The sequence below is a fragment of the Variovorax sp. Root411 genome, assembly GCF_001425205.1.
Lineage (GTDB): Bacteria > Pseudomonadota > Gammaproteobacteria > Burkholderiales > Burkholderiaceae_C > Variovorax.
Genome location: NZ_LMDW01000016.1, coordinates 720,321 through 741,577, shown reverse-complemented (window position 1 = coordinate 741,577; position 21,257 = coordinate 720,321). Strand labels below are relative to the sequence as shown.

At 65.7% G+C, this 21,257-nt stretch carries 18 protein-coding genes and 3 tRNA genes; 12 read left to right on the top strand and 9 right to left on the bottom strand.

The genetic code is table 11. The features are described from left to right. Window positions 1-12 precede the first annotated feature (12 nt). The 8 genes from clpP (at window position 13) to ASC92_RS20050 (ending at window position 6,909) form a co-directional block, all read left to right on the top strand. Window positions 13-621, top strand: a complete 609-nt coding sequence (clpP, locus tag ASC92_RS20085; protein WP_007829785.1) for an ATP-dependent Clp endopeptidase proteolytic subunit ClpP — start codon at window positions 13-15, stop codon at window positions 619-621. Between the two features lie 110 nt (window positions 622-731). Next, window positions 732-1,997 (top strand): ATP-dependent Clp protease ATP-binding subunit ClpX, encoded by a 1,266-nt coding sequence (gene clpX, locus ASC92_RS20080; protein ID WP_007829783.1) that lies wholly within the window; start codon window positions 732-734, stop codon window positions 1,995-1,997. A gap of 23 nt (window positions 1,998-2,020) precedes the next feature. Further along, the gene (gene lon, locus ASC92_RS20075; protein ID WP_056518945.1) at window positions 2,021-4,462 is read left to right on the top strand and encodes an endopeptidase La; all 2,442 of its coding nucleotides are present in this window, start codon (window positions 2,021-2,023) and stop codon (window positions 4,460-4,462) included. A gap of 61 nt (window positions 4,463-4,523) precedes the next feature. Beyond that, a tRNA-Gly gene (locus tag ASC92_RS20070) sits at window positions 4,524-4,599 on the top strand. A 63-nt stretch (window positions 4,600-4,662) separates the two neighbouring features. Next, window positions 4,663-4,736 (top strand) — tRNA-Cys (locus tag ASC92_RS20065). A gap of 99 nt (window positions 4,737-4,835) precedes the next feature. Beyond that, a tRNA-Leu gene (locus tag ASC92_RS20060) sits at window positions 4,836-4,927 on the top strand. A gap of 20 nt (window positions 4,928-4,947) precedes the next feature. Further along, window positions 4,948-5,580, top strand: coding sequence for a DUF6806 family protein (locus ASC92_RS20055; RefSeq protein WP_056518943.1), 633 nt, complete (start codon window positions 4,948-4,950; stop codon window positions 5,578-5,580). Window positions 5,581-5,604: 24 nt separating this feature from the next. Continuing rightward, entirely contained in the window at window positions 5,605-6,909 is a 1,305-nt protein-coding gene (locus ASC92_RS20050) for an MFS transporter (protein ID WP_056518941.1), read from the top strand. Between the two features lie 6 nt (window positions 6,910-6,915). On the opposite strand, the gene ASC92_RS20045 is transcribed toward ASC92_RS20050, so the two are convergent. From ASC92_RS20045 to proV, 6 genes are all read right to left on the bottom strand, one after another. Then, entirely contained in the window at window positions 6,916-7,695 is a 780-nt protein-coding gene (locus tag ASC92_RS20045) for a hypothetical protein (RefSeq protein ID WP_056518939.1), read from the bottom strand. A gap of 5 nt (window positions 7,696-7,700) precedes the next feature. Next, window positions 7,701-8,489 carry a glutamate racemase gene (gene murI, locus ASC92_RS20040; protein WP_056518937.1) on the bottom strand — a complete coding sequence of 263 codons (789 nt, stop codon included), beginning with the start codon at window positions 8,487-8,489 and terminating at the stop codon, window positions 7,701-7,703. A 58-nt stretch (window positions 8,490-8,547) separates the two neighbouring features. Further along, entirely contained in the window at window positions 8,548-10,101 is a 1,554-nt protein-coding gene (locus ASC92_RS20035) for a fumarate hydratase (protein ID WP_056518935.1), read from the bottom strand. Between the two features lie 288 nt (window positions 10,102-10,389). Continuing rightward, window positions 10,390-11,394, bottom strand: coding sequence for a glycine betaine/L-proline ABC transporter substrate-binding protein ProX (proX, locus tag ASC92_RS20030; RefSeq protein WP_056518933.1), 1,005 nt, complete (start codon window positions 11,392-11,394; stop codon window positions 10,390-10,392). 23 nt (window positions 11,395-11,417) lie between these two features. Further along, entirely contained in the window at window positions 11,418-12,578 is a 1,161-nt protein-coding gene (proW, locus tag ASC92_RS20025; RefSeq protein WP_056518931.1) for a glycine betaine/L-proline ABC transporter permease ProW, read from the bottom strand. Window positions 12,579-12,599: 21 nt separating this feature from the next. Beyond that, the gene (proV, locus tag ASC92_RS20020) at window positions 12,600-13,853 is read right to left on the bottom strand and encodes a glycine betaine/L-proline ABC transporter ATP-binding protein ProV (RefSeq protein ID WP_056518929.1); all 1,254 of its coding nucleotides are present in this window, start codon (window positions 13,851-13,853) and stop codon (window positions 12,600-12,602) included. A gap of 498 nt (window positions 13,854-14,351) precedes the next feature. Between proV and fumC the strand changes: the two genes are divergently transcribed. Next, a complete protein-coding gene (gene fumC, locus ASC92_RS20015) occupies window positions 14,352-15,749 on the top strand; it encodes a class II fumarate hydratase (RefSeq protein ID WP_056518927.1) in 1,398 nt (465 codons plus the stop codon). Window positions 15,750-15,862: 113 nt separating this feature from the next. On the opposite strand, the gene ASC92_RS20010 is transcribed toward fumC, so the two are convergent. Next, window positions 15,863-16,480, bottom strand: coding sequence for an NAD(P)-dependent oxidoreductase (locus ASC92_RS20010; protein WP_056518925.1), 618 nt, complete (start codon window positions 16,478-16,480; stop codon window positions 15,863-15,865). Between the two features lie 114 nt (window positions 16,481-16,594). Between ASC92_RS20010 and ASC92_RS20005 the strand changes: the two genes are divergently transcribed. Continuing rightward, window positions 16,595-17,503 carry a LysR family transcriptional regulator gene (locus ASC92_RS20005; RefSeq protein WP_056518922.1) on the top strand — a complete coding sequence of 303 codons (909 nt, stop codon included), beginning with the start codon at window positions 16,595-16,597 and terminating at the stop codon, window positions 17,501-17,503. On the opposite strand, the gene ASC92_RS20000 is transcribed toward ASC92_RS20005, so the two are convergent. Further along, window positions 17,500-18,135 carry a YqhA family protein gene (locus ASC92_RS20000; RefSeq protein ID WP_056518920.1) on the bottom strand — a complete coding sequence of 212 codons (636 nt, stop codon included), beginning with the start codon at window positions 18,133-18,135 and terminating at the stop codon, window positions 17,500-17,502. The two genes, ASC92_RS20005 and ASC92_RS20000, sit on opposite strands and share 4 nt — an antisense overlap. A 146-nt stretch (window positions 18,136-18,281) precedes the next feature. Between ASC92_RS20000 and acs the strand changes: the two genes are divergently transcribed. Both acs and ASC92_RS19990 read left to right on the top strand, forming a co-directional pair. Further along, the gene (gene acs / locus ASC92_RS19995) at window positions 18,282-20,279 is read left to right on the top strand and encodes an acetate--CoA ligase (protein ID WP_056518919.1); all 1,998 of its coding nucleotides are present in this window, start codon (window positions 18,282-18,284) and stop codon (window positions 20,277-20,279) included. Window positions 20,280-20,421: 142 nt separating this feature from the next. Continuing rightward, the gene (locus ASC92_RS19990; RefSeq protein ID WP_056518917.1) at window positions 20,422-20,922 is read left to right on the top strand and encodes a hypothetical protein; all 501 of its coding nucleotides are present in this window, start codon (window positions 20,422-20,424) and stop codon (window positions 20,920-20,922) included. 12 nt (window positions 20,923-20,934) lie between these two features. Here ASC92_RS19990 and ASC92_RS19985 read toward each other — a convergent pair whose 3' ends face one another. Next, window positions 20,935-21,249, bottom strand: coding sequence for a c-type cytochrome (locus tag ASC92_RS19985; protein ID WP_056518915.1), 315 nt, complete (start codon window positions 21,247-21,249; stop codon window positions 20,935-20,937). Between the last annotated feature and the right edge of the window lie 8 nt (window positions 21,250-21,257).

The following is a 21,257-nucleotide window of genomic DNA, read 5'->3' as shown; positions in this document are numbered from 1 at the left end:
GAGAGCAAATTCATGAGCGCACAGGAAATCCAAGGCCTCGGCATGGTCCCGATGGTCATCGAGCAATCGGGCCGCGGCGAGCGGTCCTACGACATCTATTCGCGCCTCCTCAAGGAGCGCATCATTTTCCTGGTGGGCGAGGTCAACGACCAGACGGCCAACCTCGTCGTGGCGCAGCTGCTGTTCCTCGAAAGCGAGAACCCGGACAAGGACATCTCGTTCTACATCAACTCCCCGGGCGGCAGCGTGAGCGCCGGCATGGCGATCTACGACACCATGCAGTTCATCAAGCCCGACGTGTCGACCATGTGCCTCGGCTTCGCGGCCAGCATGGGCGCCTTCCTGCTGGCGGCTGGCGAAAAGGGCAAGCGCTTCTCGCTGCCCAACTCGAAGATCATGATCCACCAGGTGCTTGGCGGCGCACGCGGCCAGGCGACCGACATCGAGATCCATGCGCGCGACATCCTGCGCACCAAGGACCAGATGAACCGCATCCTGGCCGAACGCACCGGCCAGCCGCTGGAAAAAGTCAAGACCGACACCGAACGCGACTATTTCCTGACGGCCGACGAGGCCAAGGAATACGGTCTGGTCGACCAGGTCGTTGCCAAGCGCGGTTGAAACTGCCCGGCGCCCTGTGGCGCAAAAGGCAAAAAACGGCGTTTTCCACACGGGAAACGCCGTTTTTGTTTAGTTATCATTGTCCCTACCCTGTAACGAGGCAAAAGTCCATGGCCGATAAAAAAGGCTCCTCCAGCGAAAAAACGCTTTATTGCTCGTTCTGCGGCAAGAGCCAGCACGAGGTCAAGAAGCTGATCGCGGGCCCTTCGGTCTTCATCTGCGACGAGTGCATCGACCTTTGCAACGAGATCATCCGCGACGAGCTCCCCGCAGGCGAGGAGGCGCGTGAAGCACGCAGCGACCTGCCGACACCGCTCGAGATCAAGACCAACCTCGACAACTACGTGATCGGCCAGGAGCCGGCCAAGCGCATGCTGTCGGTGGCCGTCTACAACCACTACAAGCGCCTGCGCCACAAGGAAAAGGCCAAGGGCGACGACGTCGAACTCAGCAAGAGCAACATCCTGCTGATCGGCCCCACGGGCTCGGGCAAGACGCTGCTGGCGCAGACGCTCGCGCGCATGCTCGACGTGCCGTTCGTGATGGCCGACGCCACCACGCTGACCGAAGCCGGCTACGTGGGCGAGGACGTCGAGAACATCATCCAGAAGCTGCTGCAGAGCTGCAACTACGAGGTCGAGCGCGCCCAGCGCGGCATCGTCTACATCGACGAAATCGACAAGATCTCGCGCAAGTCCGACAACCCCTCGATCACGCGCGACGTGTCGGGCGAGGGTGTGCAGCAGGCGCTGCTGAAGCTCATCGAAGGCACCATGGCCAGCGTGCCGCCGCAGGGCGGGCGCAAGCACCCCAACCAAGACTTTTTGCAGATCGACACGACCAACATCCTGTTCATCTGCGGCGGTGCGTTCGCGGGCCTGGAGAAGGTCATCGAAAACCGCACCGAGGCCTCGGGTATCGGCTTCGGCGCCGCAGTCAAGAGCAAGGCGCAGCGCAGCATCACCGAGGTGTTCCGCGAAGTCGAGCCTGAAGACCTGATCAAGTTCGGCCTGATTCCCGAACTCGTGGGTCGGATGCCCGTGGTCGCCTCGCTCGCGGAACTCAGCGAGGATGCGCTGGTCCAGATCCTGACCGAGCCCAAGAATGCCGTGGTGAAGCAGTTCACCAAGCTGCTGCAGATGGAAGGCGTGGACCTGGAGATCCGTCCGGCGGCGCTCAAGGCGATCGCACGCAAGGCGCTGGCCCGCAAGACCGGCGCACGCGGCCTGCGCTCGATCCTTGAACAGTCGCTGATCGACACCATGTTCGAATTGCCGAACGCGACCAATGTCGACAAGGTGGTGGTCGAGGAATCGACCATCGACGAAAACAAGCCCCCGCTGCTCGTGTACCGCGAAGCGGCGAAAAAGGCCTAAAGCCAAAGACGCGAAGGAACTGCATGTCTGGCCACACTCCCTTGCCTCCCGAAGCCCTCGACCTGCCGCTGCTGCCGCTGCGCGACGTCGTTGTGTTCCCCCACATGGTGATTCCGCTCTTCGTGGGTCGCCCCAAGAGCATCAAGGCGCTCGAACTGGCCATGGAGGCCGAGCGTCGCATCATGCTGGTGGCCCAGAAGGCCGCCGCCAAGGACGAGCCCTCGGTCGAGGACATGTTCGAAGTCGGTTGCGTCTCGACCATCCTGCAGATGCTCAAGCTACCCGACGGCACGGTAAAGGTTCTGGTCGAAGGCCAGCAGCGCGCACGCGTGAACCGCATCGATGACGGCGAGACGCACTTCTCTGCCAACGTGACGCCTGTCGAGGCGCTCGAAGGCGGCGAGAAGGGCACCGAGGTCGAGGCGCTGCGCCGCGCGGTGATGCAGCAGTTCGACCAGTACGTCAAGCTGAACAAGAAGATCCCGCCCGAGATCTTGACCTCGATCTCGAGCATCGACGACGCCGGCCGCCTGGCCGACACCATCGCCGCCCACCTGCCGCTCAAGCTGGACAACAAGCAGGCCGTGCTCGACCTGGACGACGTCAAGGCGCGCCTGGAAAACCTGTTCGGCCAGCTCGAGCGCGAGGTCGACATTCTCAACGTCGACAAGAAGATCCGCGGCCGCGTCAAGCGCCAGATGGAGAAGAACCAGCGCGACTTCTACCTCAATGAGCAGGTCAAGGCCATCCAGAAGGAGCTCGGCGAAGGCGAAGAGGGCGCGGACATCGAGGAGATCGAGAAGAAGATCAAGCTCGCCAAGATGTCCAAGGAAGGCCTGAAGAAGGCCGAGGGCGAGCTCAAGAAACTCAAGCTCATGTCGCCCATGTCGGCCGAGGCCACCGTGGTGCGCAACTACATCGACGTGCTCATCGGCCTGCCGTGGAGCAAGAAGACCAAGATCAAGCATGACCTCGCCAATGCCGAGGCGGTGCTCAATGCCGACCACTACGGGCTCGAGAAGGTCAAGGACCGCATCCTGGAATATCTCGCGGTGCAGCAACGCGTCGACAAGGTGAAGGCGCCCATCCTGTGCCTCGTGGGCCCACCGGGTGTCGGCAAGACCTCGCTCGGGCAGTCGATCGCCAAGGCGACCGGCCGCAAGTACACCCGCATGGCGCTGGGCGGCATGCGCGACGAAGCCGAGATCCGCGGCCACCGCCGCACCTACATCGGCGCGCTGCCGGGCAAGGTGCTGCAGGGCCTGAGCAAGATCGGCACCCGCAATCCGCTGTTCCTGCTCGATGAAATCGACAAGCTGGGCACCGACTTCCGCGGTGACCCGTCGAGCGCGTTGCTCGAAGTGCTCGACCCCGAGCAGAACCACACCTTCGGCGACCACTATGTGGAAGTCGACTTCGACCTGAGCGACGTGATGTTCGTCGCCACCTCGAACTCGATGAACATTCCGCCGGCGTTGCTGGACCGCATGGAAGTCATTCGCCTCTCGGGCTACACCGAGGACGAGAAGACCAACATCGCGATCAAGTACCTGCTGCCCAAGCAGATGAAGAACAACGGCGTGAAGGACGACGAGCTCCTCGTCACCGAAGAGGCCGTGCGCGACATCGTGCGCTACTACACGCGTGAAGCGGGTGTGCGTTCGCTCGAGCGCGAACTGTCCAAGATCTGCCGCAAGGTGGTGAAGGGCCTGCTGCTGAAGCAACTCACGCCGAAGGTCACGGTCGACGGCAAGAACCTCAACGAGTTTCTCGGCGTGCGCAAGTACAGCTTCGGCCTCGCGGAGAAGCAGAACCAGGTCGGCCAGGTGGTCGGCCTTGCGTGGACCGAAGTCGGCGGCGACCTGCTGACGATCGAAGCCGTGACCATGCCCGGCAAGGGCGTGATCAGCCGTACCGGTTCGCTGGGCGACGTGATGAAGGAATCGGTCGAGGCTGCACGCACCGTGGTGCGCAGCCGATCGCGCCGCCTGGGCATCAAGGACGAGGTGTTCGAGAAGCGCGACATCCACATCCACGTGCCCGATGGCGCGACGCCGAAGGACGGCCCGAGCGCGGGCGCGGCGATGACGACGGCCTTCGTGTCGGCGCTCACGGGCATCCCCGTGCGCGGCGACGTCGCGATGACCGGCGAGATCACGCTGCGCGGCGAGGTCACCGCCATCGGCGGCCTGAAGGAAAAGCTGCTGGCGGCACTGCGCGGTGGCATCAAGACCGTGCTGATCCCCGAGGAGAACGCCAAGGACCTGCAGGACATCCCCGAGAACGTGAAGAACGGCCTCGAGATCGTGCCCGTGAAGTGGATCGACAAGGTCCTGGAGATCGCGCTCGAGAAGATGCCCGAGCCGCTGTCCGACGAAGAGGTGGCTGCATCTGCTGCTGCCGTGGCCGAACTGGCCAAGCAGCGCGCGGCAGCACCGGCCGCGGAAGGTTCGGTCAAGCACTGACCGGTTGATCGCAAAACTTGTGAAGCCTCGAAAAACTGATATATAATTCGAGGCTCGAAACGCGGGAATAGCTCAGTTGGTAGAGCGCAACCTTGCCAAGGTTGAGGTCGAGAGTTCGAGACTCTTTTCCCGCTCCAGTTTTGAAAAAGGGAAGCAGCAGCTTCCCTTTTTTTCGCTAGTTCGATTTCGTATTTCTGCGTGGCGCGATAGCAAAGCGGTTATGCAACGGATTGCAAATCCGTCTAGCCCGGTTCGACTCCGGGTCGCGCCTCCACCTTCTCGTTCAACTCGAATCGACCCCGACGACCAAGCTCCGCCAACCCACGTTGCCGGGGCTTGTTTTGTTTGGGTTATCGTCGATGTTCAACCTGACGCCCGGATGGTGAAATTGGTAGACACATCGGACTTAAAATCCGCCGCTTCCTTAATCGGGGCATACGGGTTCGACCCCCGTTCCGGGTACCACACTTACAAGGGAGCATTCGATGCCTCGCTACAACGCTCCATTTGAGATCCATGTGCACGGCGATGTGCCGCTGCGTTCGGACGTGACCTTCGACCAGATCCAGGAGGCGCTCAAGCCGCTCTGGAAGTACGCTGGCGCCAAATCGCTGGCCGACGGTGCCACCAGCACCTACGAAGAAGAACCCGGCATCCGCTTCGAGCAGAAGGACCACACGCTGCAGATGTGCTGGACCGTGCCCGGCGATGAGGACTTCCGCCAGGCCCTCGACGAGATGTGCATGGGCCTGAACGAGCTCTCCGAGCGCGGTGCGGCCATCGAGGTCACCTTCTACGACACCGACTTCGACGAGGAAGAAGGCGATCCCGAGGAAGAGTCGCGCGACGACTTCCTGATGCTGTTCGTCGGCCCGAACCCAGCCGCGATCATGCAGGTGCAGCGCGATCTGCTGGTGGAAGACGTCGTGAACCTCATGGAGCGCCATTTCGATGGTGCCGAACTGGGTGGCGTGGTCTCCGAGATCGACCGCCTCTTCAGCGACCGTTTCGACGCGCTCGTGAACTCGCTCGAAATCGGCAAGCGTCCGCGCGGCACGGGCGGTCCCGGCAGCGGCGGTGGCCACGGCGGCGGCCGCCGTCCGCGCCACCTGCATTGATCCGCACTTCATAGACAAGGCCTCATGGCCCTGTTTCCCGCCTCCGCGCTGCGCCCAGGCGTGCGCAAGCGCGAGGTGTTCGGCTGGGCGATGTACGACTTCGCCAATTCGGGCTACACCACGGTCGTCATCACGGCAGTGTTCGCCGCCTACTTCGTGGGCGGTGTCGCCAAGGGCGCGCCGTGGGCCGCCTTCGCCTGGACAGCCGCACTCAGCACTTCCTACGCGATCGTGATGCTCACGATGCCCGCCATCGGCGCCTGGGCCGACCTCCGTGCGGCCAAGAAGCGGGTACTCGTCTTCGCGACCGTCGGCTGCGTCCTTGCAACGGCGGCGCTCGCAATCACGCCCGGCTTTTCGGGCACTTCCGGCGTCGCACTGGCGATGGCGCTGGTCATCGTCTCCAACGCCTTCTATTCCTATGGCGAGTCCCTCACGGGCGCCTTCCTGCCTGAACTCGCCACTGCCGAGGGCATGGGCAAGGTGAGCGGGTGGGGCTGGGCCTTCGGCTATGTCGGCGGCATGCTGGCCCTGGGCATCTGCCTGGCCTATGTGCTGTGGTCGCAATCGAAGGGCTTGCCGGCGGCGCACTTCGTGCCGGTCACGATGCTGATCACGGCGGCCATCTACGGCGCGGCCGCCTGCGCCACCTTCGTGCTGCTGCCCGAGCGCGCGCAGCCCCGAACGGTGGATGTCGAACTCGGTGCCTGGCGGCAATTGCGTGCCACGTTCCGGCAGGCGCGGGCCTACCGCGACTTCATGTGGCTGCTGGCCTGCACGGTCTGCTACCAGGGCGGCGTGGCGGTCGCCATCACGCTTGCTGCGATCTATGCGGAGCAGGTGATCGGCTTCGTCGCGAGCGAGACCATGGTGCTGATCTTCGTGCTCAACATCGCGGCGGCGCTGGGCGCCTTCGGCTTCGGCTACATCCAGGACCGCATCGGCCACAAGATTTCACTGGCCGCCACGCTGGCCGCGTGGATCGCGGTCTGCGTGATCGCCGCGCTGGTGACGACCAAGGGCGGCTTCTGGTGGGCGGCTGCCATTGCGGGGCTGGCCATGGGATCGAGCCAGTCGGCCGGTCGCGCCATGACCGGCTATCTGGCGCCGCCGCAGCAGCTCGCGGAGTTCTTCGGGCTCTGGACCTTCGCGACCCGGCTTGCCAGCATCATCGGTCCGCTGAGCTTCGGCGCCATCACCTGGATGACGGGCGGCAACCAGCGCATCGCGATTCTCTCGACGGCGGTGCTGTTCGTGGCGGGGCTGCTGTTGTTGCTGCCGATCCATATGGAGCGGGGCCGCGCCGCCGCGCTCCGCGGTCCGGCCTGAAAGTCTTCAGGGCACCTGCTGGCGCAGCGACTTCGGCACCTTGAAGCGTTCGCCGTCGTAGCGCAGCGTGACGGTGTCGAACTTCGCGGGCAGCGCCTTTTCGACGCAGCCCTGGTCTTCCTGCTCCTGCGCGCGGCTCTGCAGCAGCGTGCGGGACAGCTGCAGGTCGGCAAAGCCGTTGCTGCTGCCCTTGCCGACAGAAAGCATGGTGCGCAGCTTCTCGAAGTGACCGGTGCAGGTGGAGTCCCATCCGCCGTGGTCGTGGTCCAGCTCGATCTCCTGCAATACCTGACGCAACTGCTTGCCGTGGTGTACGTAGAGCCGCACAGTCTCGCTGGCCAGCGGGCTGCCGGGCGCGTTGCTGCCGCGGTAGCGCACGCGCAGGCCGAAGGCGCGGGCCTCGGGCGACAGCACGTAGCGCGAGGTGTCGATGCGGATGTCCTGGATCGAGGTGGTGGCGTCCTCGTCGAGCGCTTCGGGCTGGACGAGCCGGGCGATGATGGTGTCGCGCTCGGTGTTGCCGTTGTCGGGGCGCTGGATCAATAGCACTTCCAGGTCGAAGACCTTGGCACCCCTGTCGCTGGTTTCGCGCGGCATCGGCAGCACGACGATGCTGCGCCCCGGAAAGGCAGGCCAGACCTTGCAGGCCGCGAGCCGTTCATCGAGCGGCCGGTTGGGATGCAGCTTGGCATGCATGCGCTCGGCCAGTCCGCTTTCGCAGGCCGCGTGGCTCAGCCCGGCGGCCGAGAGGCAGAAGAGAAGGGCGGCGTGGCGCAGCAGGCGCATCGAGGTCAGGCTTCGGTGGCCGTGGAAAGCCCGAGCCAACGGGCGGCCGCCGCTTCGAGCACTGCGACGTTGCCGCTGCTTTGCAGCCGCAGGCCGCCGATGCCGCCATCTGCGAGTTGGCCGGCCGAAGCGAGCAGGCGCCGCGTTTGCTGCGCGACCGGCACGCCGGTGTCGATGAAGCGCAGCGTCGCTGGTGCGTGCCGTCTCAATTCGTCTTTCACGAGCGGGTAGTGGGTGCAGCCCAGCACCACGGTGTCGACGGCATCGGCGCTGTCGCCGAAAGGCCCGGCCTCGTTCATGTAGCGCTCGCACAAGGCCGCGATGCCTGCGGCGTCGAAGCCTTCGATGGCCTTCACGAGCCCGTCGCATGGCACGGGGCGCACGTCGGCCGACCCGGCGAAAGATGCGCGCAAGGCCGCGTACTTGGCGCTGGCCAGGGTACCGCGCGTGGCCATCACCGAGACGCGCCCCGTGCGGCTCGCCGCCACGGCGGGCTTGAGGCCCGGTTCCAGCCCCACGATCGGAAGATCAGGGTGCTCGGCACGCAGCAGGTGAATGGCGGCGGTCGTGGCCGTGTTGCAGGCGACCACCAGCGCCTTGATGCCATGCTCGCGCAGCAGATGCTCGACCACCGCGCGCGAGCGCTCGATCACATAGGCGTCTCCGCGCTCGCCGTACGGCGCAAAGGCCGTATCGGCGAAGTACACGAAGTTTTCGTAAGGCAGTTCGGCTCTCAGCGCGGCCAGCACGCTGAGGCCACCGACCCCGCTGTCGAAGACGCCTACCGCGGTCACTCGAAAACCTCCGTGCTGCGCACTGCGGTGCGAGCGCCTTCGGGCGGCCGGGCGGCGCTCAAGCTTCTTCCATCATGATCGTCTTGAACTCGCCGCTGGCAATGCGCTTCTGCCACTCGGCCGGGCCGGTGATGTGCGCGCTGGTGCCGCCCGCATCGACCGCCACCGTCACGGGCATGTCGACCACGTCGAATTCATAGATCGCTTCCATGCCCAGGTCCTCGAAGCCCACCACCTTGGCGGTCTTGATGGCCTTGCTCACGAGGTAGGCGGCGCCGCCCACGGCCATGAGGTAGGCGCTCTTGTGCTTCTTGATGGCCTCGATGGCGACCGGGCCGCGCTCGGCCTTGCCGATCATGGCGATCAGCCCAGTCTGGGCCAGCATCATTTCGGTGAAGCCGTCCATGCGCGTGGCGGTGGTCGGGCCGGCGGGGCCCACGGCCTCGTCGCCGACCGGATCGACCGGGCCGACGTAGTAGATGACGCGGTTGGTGAAGTCCACCGGCAGCTTCTCGCCCTTGGCCAGCATGTCCTGGATGCGCTTGTGTGCGGCATCGCGGCCGGTGAGCATCTTGCCGTTCAGCAGGATCGTGTCGCCTGGCTTCCAGCTCGCCACCTCGGCGGGCGTGAGCTTGTCGAGGTCGACGCGCTTGCTCTTCTTTTCGTCGGGCGCCCAGTTGACGTTGGGCCACAGGTCGAGCGACGGCGGGTCGAGGTACACCGGGCCGCTGCCGTCCATCACGAAGTGTGCATGGCGGGTGGCTGCGCAGTTGGGGATCATCGCCACGGGCTTGCTCGCAGCGTGCGTCGGGTACATCTGGATCTTGACGTCGAGCACGGTGGCCAGGCCGCCCAGGCCCTGCGCGCCGATGCCCAGCGCGTTGACCTTCTCGTACAGCTCGATGCGCAGCGCCTCGACCTTGCTCAGCTCTGCGCCCGACTTCTTCTTGGCCTGCAGCTCGTGCATGTCCAGGTCGTCCATCAGGCTTTCCTTGGCCATCAGCGCGGCCTTCTCGGCGGTGCCGCCGATGCCGATGCCCAGCATACCGGGCGGGCACCAGCCGGCGCCCATGGTCGGCACGGTCTTGAGCACCCAGTCGACCACGCTGTCACCGGGGTTCAGCATGGCCAGCTTGCTCTTGTTCTCGCTGCCGCCGCCCTTGGCCGCGACGGTCACCTCGACGGTGTTGCCCGGCACGATCTCCGTGAAGATCACCGCAGGCGTGTTGTCCTTGGTGTTCTTGCGGTCGAACTGCGGATCGGCCACGACCGATGCGCGCAGCGTGTTGTCGGGGTGGTTGTAGCCGCGGCGCACGCCTTCGTTGATGGCGTCGTCCAGGCTGCCGGTGAAGCCGCCCCAGCGCACGTCCATGCCCACCTTGAGGAACACGTTGACGATGCCGGTGTCCTGGCAGATCGGGCGGTGGCCCGTGGCGCTCATCTTGCTGTTGGTCAGGATCTGCGCGATGGCGTCCTTGGCGGCGGGGCTCTGTTCGCGCTCGTAGGCCTTGGCCAAATGGGCGATGTAGTCGGCGGGGTGGTAGTAGCTGATGTACTGCAGCGCGGCGCTGATCGATTCGATCAGGTCGGCCTGCTGGATCGTGGTCGTCATGGTGGGGGGAGTTTTGTAGTGGGAAACGCCCCCCGATTATCTCAGCCGCCGCTGCGTTGGGATTTGCGTGCGGCCAATTCGGGGCGCGTGCACAGGCCACCGGGTGCTCCCCTCCGCGAATGTCCCCCGCTTCGCTCCTCCTTTATTTCGCTGCGGGGAGCACCCGGTGCCCTGTGCACGAGGGCACGCTGCTGGTTCGCGGCCGAGCGAAGCGGGGGACATTCGCGGAGCAAGGTACCCCGTCGGCGTGATCGCGCCCCGAACAATGCATCAGATGCCCACAAGCCCCTATTTCGCAGCCGCCCGGGCTTCCTCGATCCACCCGTCGAACAGCGGCCGATGCGCCTTGATCCAACCGTCGGTGTGCCGCTCCAGGTCTTGCTGGGTGTTGGCGCCCTGGCTCATGCGCAGGTTCTGGGCATTGATGTCGCCGATCGGCAGCTTCATCACCTCGAACAGCCTGCCGGCCGCGGGATTCTTTTCGACGAAGGCCCGGTTGGCGACGATCTGCTCCTGGTTGGCCTGGAAGCCGTAGTTCTTGCCATTGGGCAACTGCGTGTCGGCGCCGCCGCCCTGCGACGAAGAGGACGGCACCTGCAGCCACACCACGTCCGCACCCGGGCGCAGCACGGCGCTCACCCAGTACGGCGTCCACGTGTAATACAGCACCGGCTTGCCCTGTCTGAAGCGGGCGATGGTGTCGGCCATTAGCGCGGCATAGCTGCCCTGCTTGTGCGTGACGGTGTCGCGCAGCTGGTAGGCCGTCAGGTGTTTTTCGATCGCCAGTTCGCAGCCCCAGCCAGGATTGCAGCCCGTGAGGTCGGCCTTGCCGTCGCCGTCGGTGTCGAACAGCTTCGCAATGGCCGGGTCCTTCAGCTGCGCGATGTTGGTGATGTTGTATTGCTCGGCCGTCTTGCGGTCGATCAGGTAGCCCTGCACCGCGCCGTCGGAGTACACGCCCTTGCGCCACAGCTTGGCGTCGCCGCCGCTGTTCTTGTAGAAGTCGGCGTGTAGCAGGCTCCAGTGGTTGGCCATGAAGGTCGCGTCGCCGTTGGCGATGGCCAGGTGCTCGGTGGCGGGCTCGAGGTCTTTCATCGGCTCGACCGTGTAGCCGAGCTTTTCGAGCGCGCGCATCACCAGCAGCGTCTGGAACGCTTCTTCGGCGAGCGAGCTCTTGAGCGGCTGCACGGTGACGCCCTTGCCGGGGAGGTCGTTGGCGGCTTGCGCGGCCATGCCGAAGGCGACGAAGCCCAAGGCCAGAAGGCTGCGTGCGACGAGAGTGGTTTTCTTCATGCGTTGAATTCCTCCGTGGTGGGTCATTGCGCTTGCGCGGACAAGGCGGGAACAGGCGCGCTCGCACCGCGCGACGGCGTGCCCAGCAAGCGCTGCAGCACGCGCAGCGAGAAGCCGGCCGGCCCGGTGTGCCACCAGCGGCGACCCGCACTGCGGCGCGACTTGCCCATCGCCTGCGTCAGCCGGTCGAGCGAAATCGCCAGCAGCACGATGCCCAGGCCGCCGACCGTCGCCAAGCCCATGTCGAGCCGGCCGATGCCGCGCAGCACCATCTGGCCGAGGCCGCCCACGGCGATCATCGAGGCGATCACCACCATCGACAGCGACAGCATCAGCGCCTGATTGATGCCCGCCATGATCGACGGCATGGCCAGCGGCAGCTGCACCTTGACCAGCATCTGCCAGGGCGAAGCGCCGTAGGCACGCGCGGCCTCGATGAGGTCGGGCCGCACCTGGCGCAGGCCCAGGTTGGTCAGGCGCACCAGCGGGGCCAGCGCGAAGATGATCGTCACGATCACGCCCGGCACGTTGCCGATGCCGAACAGCATCACCACCGGCACGAGGTACACGAATGCGGGCGTGGTCTGCATCGCGTCGAGCAGCGGGCGCATGAGGCGCTGGGCGCGGTCGCTGCTGGCCAGCAGCACCCCGAGCGGCAGGCCGATGATCATGCAGAACACGAGCGAGGTCAGCACCAGCGACAGCGTCACCATGGCTTCGGGCCAGATGCCCAGCATTGCCACGAGCAGCAGCGCGACCGTGGTGCCGATGGCCAGCGCGCGGCCGGCGAACTGCCAGGCGAAGAGGCCGATCAACGCGATCATCGCCAGCGTGGGCAAGCCGGTGAGCAGGCTCTGGACCCAGTTCAGCGTGCTGTCGATGGGCAGGCGCACGGTCTGGAAGAAGGGACGGAAATGTTCCACCACCCAGCCGAGGCCCTGGTTGATCCAGGATTCGACGGGCAGGGAACCGTCCCAGAGGCGGTGCAGCTGGAAGCCGTCGGTCGCGGCATTGGCCGATCCGGCCAGCTGGTGGGCCGTGTCGATGGGGGCATCGAGCCATGCGCTGGTGGCGGAGGTGTCGGGCGCGGCCGAGAGTGCTTCCCACGGATCGACGAAGGTGGGGGCTGCGGGCGTGTCCAGCACCGGCGTGCCCAGGTCGGAAGGAAGTGTGTTGTCGTTCATCGTTCAAGGTCCTTCGTGAATTCAGTGCGGCTCGGCGGCAAGCGCGGGGGCGGCGTTGGGCAAGGCGGGCTCGATCGGCGGCGTGTCGCGGTCGAGGAACTTGAGCAGCGTCGTCTTGCTGATCGCACCGCAGAAGCGGCCGTCGCTCGCCACCACCGGCAGCGCGCAAGGTGCCTGCGCGAGCTGGCCGATCAGGCCCGCCACGGGGGCTTCGGCGTCGATGCGCGGCAGGTCGTCGAGGAACGCGTGCTGCAGCCCCAGCGGACCCGAATGCCCGTCGAGCGCGCTGCGCAGCGTGTCCGCCGACACCACGCCCAGGTAGCGCCTGTTCGGGCTGGTCACGTAGGCGAAGTCGCGGTCCTGGTCTTCCAGCACCTTGAGCGCCGCGCGCGCACCGCGCTCCGGGTGCTCGCACACGACCGTGAGCGACTTGCGCGCGATGTCCGCGGCCTTGAAGACGGCCGCCGCATCCACGCCGCGCACGAAGCTGCGCACGTAGTCGTCGGCGGGGCTGCGCAGGATCTCGTCGGGCGTGCCGACCTGGATCACCTGGCCGTCCTTCATGATCGCGATGCGGTCGCCGATGCGCATCGCTTCATCGAGGTCGTGCGAGATGAAGACGATGGTGCGGCGCTGCGCCTGCTGCAGCCGCAGCAGCTCCGATTGCATCTCGGTGCGGATGATCGGGTCGAGCGCCGAGAAGGCCTCGTCCATCAGGAGGATCGACGGGTCGGAGGCCAGCGCACGCGCCAGGCCCACGCGCTGCTGCATGCCGCCGGAGAGTTCGTCTGGATAGCTGTCGCCCCAGCCTGCAAGGCCTACTTGCGCGAGCGCCAGGTCGGCCTGCGCGAGCCGCTCTTTCTTGCTCGTGCCCGACAGTTCGAGGCCGAAGGCGGTGTTCTCGCGCACCGTCATGTGCGGCATCAGCGCGAACGACTGGAACACCATGCTGATGTCCTTGCGGCGCAGCGCGCGCAGCTTGGCGTCGGAGTGCTCGTTGATGTCGGCGCCATCGATCACGATGCGGCCGGCGGTCGGCTCGATCAGCCGGTTCAACAGGCGCACCAGCGTCGACTTGCCCGATCCCGAGAGGCCCATGATCACGAAGATCTCGCCGGCCTGGATCTCGAAGGTGGCATCGAACACGCCGATCGACTGGCCCGTCTCGGCGAGGATTTCCTTCTTCGAAAAACCTTGCCGCACGAGTTCCAAAGCCTGCTCGGGCGCGTCGCCGAACACCTTGAAAACATGGTCGATGAGAATTCCTTTGGCCATATGCCGGGGCTCCTTGTGTGAAGGTTGGACACAGCACCGCCCCGGAGGACGGCAACGGTCACGCCATCAGCCGATGGGACTGTCCGAACAGAGAGCGCGTGAGGAAAACGCGTGCAATGGCCCGGCGAGCCTCTGGGGCTGCCGACAGGCACTGAAGACGACGTGGCGACGAAACCAGTGCCCGCCGAAAGGTGGCGTGGCAGTGGGGCCGGAAACGATCCGGCCGGTTTGCCGGGCAGGGCCCGGCGGGGAGAACCTTGCACCGCGACGGGATTCGGAGATCCGCGAGTAGTGCAGGGCCGATCAACATGACTTGTTGGTCGTCTGAAGCCCATGATTATAACTTTTTGACATGACGCGAGTCAACCCAACGGGCGTAACGTAATGTCGGCGGCGGCCCAATGGCCCCGTCAGATGCGAGCTATTCTTATTGGCCGATACTCGGGCCCGCGCCCGATCAGGCGGCGCGACCATCCAAGACTGCGGAGCTTTTTCACCATGACGACTTCCCCCAAGACCCGTGCCGAGCGCGATACCTTCGGCCCGATCGACGTGCCGGCCGACAAGCTGTGGGGTGCGCAGACGCAGCGCTCGCTGCAGAACTTCGACATCTCCGGGGAGCAGCAGCCGCGCGAGATCATCAAGGCGCTGGCCCAGGTGAAGCGCGCGTCGGCCGTGGTCAACCACGCGCTGGGCCTGCAGGACCAGAAGAAGACGAACGCCATCGTGGCAGCGGCCGATGAAGTCATCGCCGGCAAGCACCCCGGCGAGTTCCCGCTGGTGGTGTGGCAGACCGGCTCGGGCACGCAGACCAACATGAACGTCAACGAGGTGCTGGCCAACCGGGCAAGCGAAATCCTCGGCGGCGAGCGCGGGGAAGGGCGCCTCGTGCATCCGAACGACGACGTCAACCGCAGCCAGTCGAGCAACGACGTGTTCCCGACCGCCATGCACGTGGCGGCCGTCGAGGCCATCACACACAAGCTGCTGCCCGCCATCGCCAAGCTGCGCGGCACGCTCGACCAGAAGGCCAAGGATTTCGCCGACATCGTGAAGATCGGCCGCACCCACCTGCAGGACGCCACGCCCCTCACGCTGGGCCAGGAGTTCTCGGGCTACGTGGCGCAACTGGCGCACGGCGAGGCGCATGTGCGCGCCGCGTTGCCGCACCTGTGCGAACTGGCGCTGGGCGGCACGGCCGTCGGCACCGGCCTGAACGCGCCCAAGGGCTATGCGGAGCAGGTGGCGGCGGAACTGGCGAAGCTCACGGGCCTGCCTTTCGTGACCGCGCCGAACAAGTTCGAAGCCATGGCCAGCGTCGATGCGCTGGTGCACGCCCACGGCGCGCTCAAGACGCTCGCCGCCAGCATGAACAAGATCGCCAACGACGTGCGCTGGCTGGCCAGCGGCCCGCGCAGCGGCATCGGCGAACTGAGTATTCCAGAGAACGAACCCGGCTCGTCGATCATGCCGGGCAAGGTCAACCCGACCCAGAGCGAAGCCGTCACGATGCTCGCCGCGCAGGTGTTCGGCAACGACGTGGCCATCAACATCGGCGGCGCCTCGGGCAACTTCGAGCTGAATGTGTTCCGCCCGATGGTGGCGCACAACTTCCTGCAGAGCGTGCGTCTGCTGGCCGACGGCATGGTGAGCTTCAACGACCATTGCGCCGTGGGCATCGAGCCGAATCGCGAACGCATCACGGAACTTGTGCAGCGCTCGCTGATGCTGGTGACGGCGCTGAACACGCACATCGGCTACGACAAGTCGGCCTACATCGCGAAGAAGGCGCACAAGGAAGGCACGAGCCTGCGGGAAGCCGCGATCGCCTCCGGGCACCTCACGGCCGAGCAGTTCGACCAATGGGTGGTGCCGGAGAACATGACCGGTCGCTGAGCCTCACCGGTCTTTTCGTGGGGCCGCCGCGCACGGCCGCCCGAAGCGGCCGGCCCGCCCCCGGTAGGGGGGTGGCGAAGCGACACGAAGTGCGCGCAGCCTGGGGGCGAGCCTCAATATCCGATCGTGTAGCGCTGACGTGAGTGCGCCGGCTTTTCGAGCTCGTCGATGAACGCGATCGCGTAGTCCTCGAACGTGATCCAGCTGCGGCCTTCGGCGCTCACCAGCAGGTCGTCCTTGCCGAGGCGGAACTTGCCCGTGCGCTCGCCTTCGACGAACTCGGCCGAGGGCGACAGGAAGGTCCAGTCGAGTTCCTTCTCGATGCGCAGCGCATCGAGGAACACGCCGCCGGCCGAGGCTTCGGCGCGATAGGCGTCGGGGAAGTTCGGCGTATCGATCACCTTCAGGCCGGGCGCCGCGAACAGGCTGCCGGCGCCGCCGACCACCAGCAGGCGCTTCACGCCCGTGCGCTTGACGGGTTCGATGATGGCCTCGGGCGGCACGGTGGAGAAGTGCGCGGCGCTGAACACAGCGTCATGGCCGGCCAGGGCTTTCTCGAGCGCGGCGCCGTCGAGCACGTCGAGGTCGACGGCCTTCACGTTGGCGCGGCCCGCCAGCTTGGCGCTGGCCTTGCGCGCGATGGCCGTGACCGTGTGGCCGCGGCGCAGGGCTTCTTCGAGAAGGCGGCCGCCGGCGCGTCCGGTGGCACCAATGATGGCAATGTGGCTCATGAGGGACTCCTGTGAAAGATCGAAGGGATCGGATGGGATGAGCCGCATCTTAGGTTTCTGTTTTCGAAAGAAATATCTCGATTTGCGCGCTTGTTTATTCCTAGAATCGTTCGAATGGATCGATTGAATGCAATGCGCGTGTTCGTGAATGTGGTCGATTCGGGCAGCCTTTCGGCCGCGGCCGACAAGCTCGACCTGTCCCGGCCGGTCGTCACGCGCTACGTGGCCGAGCTGGAGCAGTGGACCGGCGCGCGCCTGCTGCACCGCACGACGCGCCGGCTGAGCCTCACCGCCGCTGGCGAAGAACTGCTGCCGCGCTGCCGCCAGGTGCTCGAACTCACCGGCGACATGCAGGCCGCGGTGCGGCATCCGGCCGAGGCGCCGCGTGGGCAGTTGCGCATCACGGCCAGCACCTCGTTCGCGCAGGCGCAACTGGCCGATGCGGTGGCCGACTACGTGCGGCTCTACCCGGGTGTGGCTGTCGACCTGGTGCTGCTCGACAGGGCCGTGAACCTGGTCGACGAGCGCATCGACCTGGCCATTCGCGTGGCCGCGGAGATCGACCCCAACCTGATCGCGCGCCGGCTCACCGACTGCCGCTCGGTCGTGTGCGCGTCACCGGCGTACCTGAAGGAGCACGGCCAGCCGCTGCGCGTGGAAGAGCTGGCGCAGCGCAATTGCCTCACGCATTCGTACTTCGGGCGCAGCCTCTGGAATTTCACGCGCAAGGACACGGGGGAGCCGGCCTCGGTGGCCGTGGGCGGCAATGTCTCGGCCAACGATGCAGCCAGCCTGATGTGCCTGGCCCGGGCCGGGGCCGGCATCGCGATGCTGCCGACCTATCTGGCGGCGCCGCTGCTGCAGGAAGGGGAACTGGTGCGGCTCTTCGGCGATTTCGAGCCGCAGGTGGTGGGCATGTATGCGGTGTACGCCTCGCGCAAGCACATGCCGGCCACGCTGCGCACGATGCTCGATTTCCTGGCCGCGCGCTTCACTGAAACGCCGGCCTGGGACACGCCTTAGTGGCGCGGGTTGGCGGCTGCGGCTTCGTTCATCAGCTTGTCGGTGTAGGCGATGGCCATGGCCGAGAACAGGAACGCGATGTGGATCACGGTTTGCGCGATCAGCACCTTGTCGGTGTAGTTGTCTGCGTTGATGAAGGTCTTCAGCAGGTGGATCGAGCTGATGCCGATGATGGCGGTGGCCAGCTTCACCTTGAGCACCGAGGCGTTCACGTGGCTCAGCCATTCGGGCTGGTCGCGGTGGCCTTCGAGGTCCATGCGGCTCACGAAGGTCTCGTAGCCGCCCACGATCACCATGATCAGCAGGTTCGAGATCATCACCACGTCGATCAGCGCGAGTACCACCAGCATGATCACCGTCTCGTTGAGCGTGCCCACCGGCGCCGTGGTCTTGTAGCCGATGCTGGTGATCAGCGCCTGCAGCGCATCCTGGCTGCCGAAGGCGGCTTCGACCAGGTGCAGCAGCTCGACCAGGAAGTGCACCACGTACACCGCCTGCGCCACGATCAGCCCCAGGTAGAGCGGCAGCTGCAGCCAACGGCTCGCGAAAATCAGCTTGGGCAGAGGGCGAAGCGGCGAACCACGGGCTGGTACGGGCGGGTTCCGGGTGTCGAAAGGATCGGTAGCGGACATTGGCAGGCGAGAGATGAAAGACCGCGGATTCTAGGTGTGCCCCTGTGTCGTACTCGTGATAACCCTGCGAACTAACATCGAACCCGTCAGTGACCCGTAAGTGCGGCCACCGACATTACGGCCGCACCCTCCAGGAGACAAAAAGCATGAGCAGCGCATCGAAGAACATTGAATCCGTCCTCGTCGAGAACCGTGTGTTTCCCCCTGACGCCCGCGCCACCGAAGGCGCCCGCATCTCCGGCATGGCCGCCTACGAGGCCCTGTGCAAGGAGGCCGAAGAGGACTTCGAAGGGTTCTGGACCCGCCTGGCCAAGGGCAACCTGCAGTGGACCAAGCCCTTCACGAAAACGCTCGACGAGTCGAAGGCCCCGTTCTACGAATGGTTCGGCGACGGCGAGCTCAACGCCAGCGCCAACTGCCTCGACAGGCACGTCGGCACCCCGGTCGAGAACAAGACTGCCATCATCTTCGAAGCCGACGACGGCACCGTCACCAACATCACCTACAAGGAGCTGCTGGCTCGCGTGAGCCAGTTCGCCAACGCGCTCAAGGCCGAGGGCATCCAGAAGGGCGACCGCGTCATCATCTACATGCCGATGACGGTCGAGGGCGTGATCGCCATGCAGGCCTGCGCGCGCATCGGTGCCACCCACAGCGTGGTGTTCGGCGGCTTCTCGGCCAAGGCGCTGCAGGAGCGCATCATCGATGCGGGCGCGGTGGCGGTCATCACGGCCAACTACCAGATGCGCGGCGGCAAGGAACTGCCGCTCAAGGCCATTGTGGACGACGGCATCGCGCTGGGTGGCTGCGAATCGATCAAGACCGTGTTCGTCTACGAGCGCACGCCCACCGCATGGACGCGCGTCGAGGGCCGCGACAAGACCTTTGCCGAGGCGCTGAAAGGGCAGGGCACCGAATGCACCCCGGTGCCGGTGAATGCCGAGCACCCGCTCTTCATCCTCTACACCTCGGGCTCCACCGGCAAGCCCAAGGGCGTGCAGCACGCCACCGGCGGCTATCTGCTGTGGGCCAGGCTCACGATGGACTGGACCTTCGACATCAAGCCCGAGGACGTGTTCTGGTGCACCGCCGACATCGGCTGGATCACCGGCCACACCTACGTCGCCTACGGCCCGCTCGCGGCCGGCGCCACGCAGGTGGTGTTCGAGGGCATCCCGACCTTCCCGCACGCGGGACGCTTCTGGCAGATGATCGAGAAGCACAAGGTGTCGGTGTTCTACACGGCGCCCACCGCGATCCGCTCGCTCATCAAGGCGGCCGAGGGCGACGAGAAGGTGCACCCGAAGAACTGGGACCTGACGAGCCTGCGCATCCTCGGCTCGGTCGGCGAGCCCATCAATCCCGAAGCCTGGATGTGGTACCACCGCAATATCGGAGGCGAGCGCTGCCCCATCGTCGACACCTTCTGGCAGACCGAGACCGGCGGCCACGTGATCACGCCGCTGCCGGGCGCCACGCCGCTGGTGCCGGGCTCGTGCACGCTGCCGCTGCCGGGCATCATGGCCGCCATCGTCGACGAGACCGGCAAGGACCTGCCCAACGGTGCCGGTGGCATGCTGGTCATCAAGCGGCCCTGGCCCTCGATGATTCGCACCATCTGGAACGATCCCGAGCGCTTCAAGAAGAGCTATTTCCCCGAGGAAATGGGCGGCACCATCTACCTGGCCGGCGACGGTGCGGTGCGCAGCGCCGACCGCGGCTACTTCCGCATCACGGGCCGCATCGACGACGTGCTGAACGTGTCGGGCCACCGCCTGGGCACGATGGAGATCGAGTCGGCCCTCGTGTCCAAGACCGACCTCGTGGCCGAAGCCGCGGTGGTCGGTCGTCCCGACGACGTGACGGGCGAGGCCGTGTGCGCGTTCGTCGTGCTGAAGCGCGCCCGCCCGACCGGTGAGGAAGCCAAGCAGATCGCCAACGAACTGCGCAACTGGGTGGCCAAGGAGATCGGCCCCATCGCCAAGCCCAAGGACATCCGCTTCGGCGACAACCTGCCCAAGACGCGCAGCGGCAAGATCATGCGGCGCCTGCTGCGCAGCATCGCCAAGGGCGAAGAGATCACGCAGGACACGTCGACGCTGGAAAATCCGGCGATCCTGGAACAGTTGTCACAGACGAACTGATTCGCGCTGTAGGACACGGCCGTTTATGCGGCCATCTGCGCTGAACCGGGCTCTTCGCTGAGGTAAAACCATCCGGAGCACCGTGCGCCTCGACGCGCATGGGCGTTTCCGATGTGTCCGATCTTTCCGAAGGAGGCCCCCCATGGGCGTGAGATCCGCTTTTCTTCTTGTCATCGTGCTGTTCATCGCGGCGCTCGCCGCGCTGAACTGGGGCACGCTGTCCGCACCCACCAACGTCTGGCTGGGTTTCATGACCGTCTCGGCGCCGCTGGGCCTGATCATGCTGGGCCTGACGGTGGTGCTGGCTGCCTTCTTCCTCGTCTACGTGTTGTACTTGCACAGCTCGGTGCTGATCGAAACCAAGCGCCACACCAAGGAAATGCAGGTCCAGCGCGACCTTGCGGACAAGGCCGAGGCCTCGCGCTTCACCGAACTGCGCAACTTCCTGGAGACGCAGGAGAACAAGCACATGGCGCAGAACGCCGACCGGCAGGCGGCGATGCTGGCGCGCCTGGAGCAGCTCGAGACCGCAATCCGCCTGCGCTCGGATCAGACCGACAACACCGTGGCCGCGCACATCGGCCAACTCGAAGACCGCATCGAGCGCCGGCCGCTGCCGGTGGACATCAACCCGCAGGCGTGATGCCCCCGGAGCCTACTTCGTCGACAGCACCCAGGCTGCGAGCTTCTTCGCGTCAGCTTCGCTGACCTGGTTGTTCGCCGGCATCGGCACCGGCCCCCATACGCCGGAGCCGCCCTTGACGATCTTGCTGGCAAGAGTGTCGACGGCACCCTTGTCGTCTTTGTACTTGGCGGCCACGTCCTTGAATGCCGGGCCGAGCACCTTGCGCTCGACCGCGTGGCAGCTCATGCAGTTCTTCGAGGTTGCGAGGGCGAGGTCGGCGAAGGCGGGCGCGGCGAGTCCGACAAGGCCGAGGCCGAGGGCTGCCGACAACAAGACTCTTTTCATGGGGCGTA

What these genes read in the sequence shown, in the direction of transcription:
- clpP (WP_007829785.1), top strand. Translation starts at nt 13, where the DNA reads ATGAGCGCACAGGAAATCCAAGGCCTCGGCATGGTCCCGATGGTCATC.
- clpX (WP_007829783.1), top strand. Translation starts at nt 732, where the DNA reads ATGGCCGATAAAAAAGGCTCCTCCAGCGAAAAAACGCTTTATTGCTCG.
- lon (WP_056518945.1), top strand. Translation starts at nt 2,021, where the DNA reads ATGTCTGGCCACACTCCCTTGCCTCCCGAAGCCCTCGACCTGCCGCTG.
- ASC92_RS20055 (WP_056518943.1), top strand. Translation starts at nt 4,948, where the DNA reads ATGCCTCGCTACAACGCTCCATTTGAGATCCATGTGCACGGCGATGTG.
- ASC92_RS20050 (WP_056518941.1), top strand. Translation starts at nt 5,605, where the DNA reads ATGGCCCTGTTTCCCGCCTCCGCGCTGCGCCCAGGCGTGCGCAAGCGC.
- ASC92_RS20045 (WP_056518939.1), bottom strand. Translation starts at nt 7,695, where the DNA reads ATGCGCCTGCTGCGCCACGCCGCCCTTCTCTTCTGCCTCTCGGCCGCC.
- ASC92_RS20035 (WP_056518935.1), bottom strand. Translation starts at nt 10,101, where the DNA reads ATGACGACCACGATCCAGCAGGCCGACCTGATCGAATCGATCAGCGCC.
- proX (WP_056518933.1), bottom strand. Translation starts at nt 11,394, where the DNA reads ATGAAGAAAACCACTCTCGTCGCACGCAGCCTTCTGGCCTTGGGCTTC.
- proW (WP_056518931.1), bottom strand. Translation starts at nt 12,578, where the DNA reads ATGAACGACAACACACTTCCTTCCGACCTGGGCACGCCGGTGCTGGAC.
- proV (WP_056518929.1), bottom strand. Translation starts at nt 13,853, where the DNA reads ATGGCCAAAGGAATTCTCATCGACCATGTTTTCAAGGTGTTCGGCGAC.
- fumC (WP_056518927.1), top strand. Translation starts at nt 14,352, where the DNA reads ATGACGACTTCCCCCAAGACCCGTGCCGAGCGCGATACCTTCGGCCCG.
- ASC92_RS20010 (WP_056518925.1), bottom strand. Translation starts at nt 16,480, where the DNA reads ATGAGCCACATTGCCATCATTGGTGCCACCGGACGCGCCGGCGGCCGC.
- ASC92_RS20005 (WP_056518922.1), top strand. Translation starts at nt 16,595, where the DNA reads ATGGATCGATTGAATGCAATGCGCGTGTTCGTGAATGTGGTCGATTCG.
- ASC92_RS20000 (WP_056518920.1), bottom strand. Translation starts at nt 18,135, where the DNA reads ATGTCCGCTACCGATCCTTTCGACACCCGGAACCCGCCCGTACCAGCC.
- acs (WP_056518919.1), top strand. Translation starts at nt 18,282, where the DNA reads ATGAGCAGCGCATCGAAGAACATTGAATCCGTCCTCGTCGAGAACCGT.
- ASC92_RS19990 (WP_056518917.1), top strand. Translation starts at nt 20,422, where the DNA reads ATGGGCGTGAGATCCGCTTTTCTTCTTGTCATCGTGCTGTTCATCGCG.
- ASC92_RS19985 (WP_056518915.1), bottom strand. Translation starts at nt 21,249, where the DNA reads ATGAAAAGAGTCTTGTTGTCGGCAGCCCTCGGCCTCGGCCTTGTCGGA.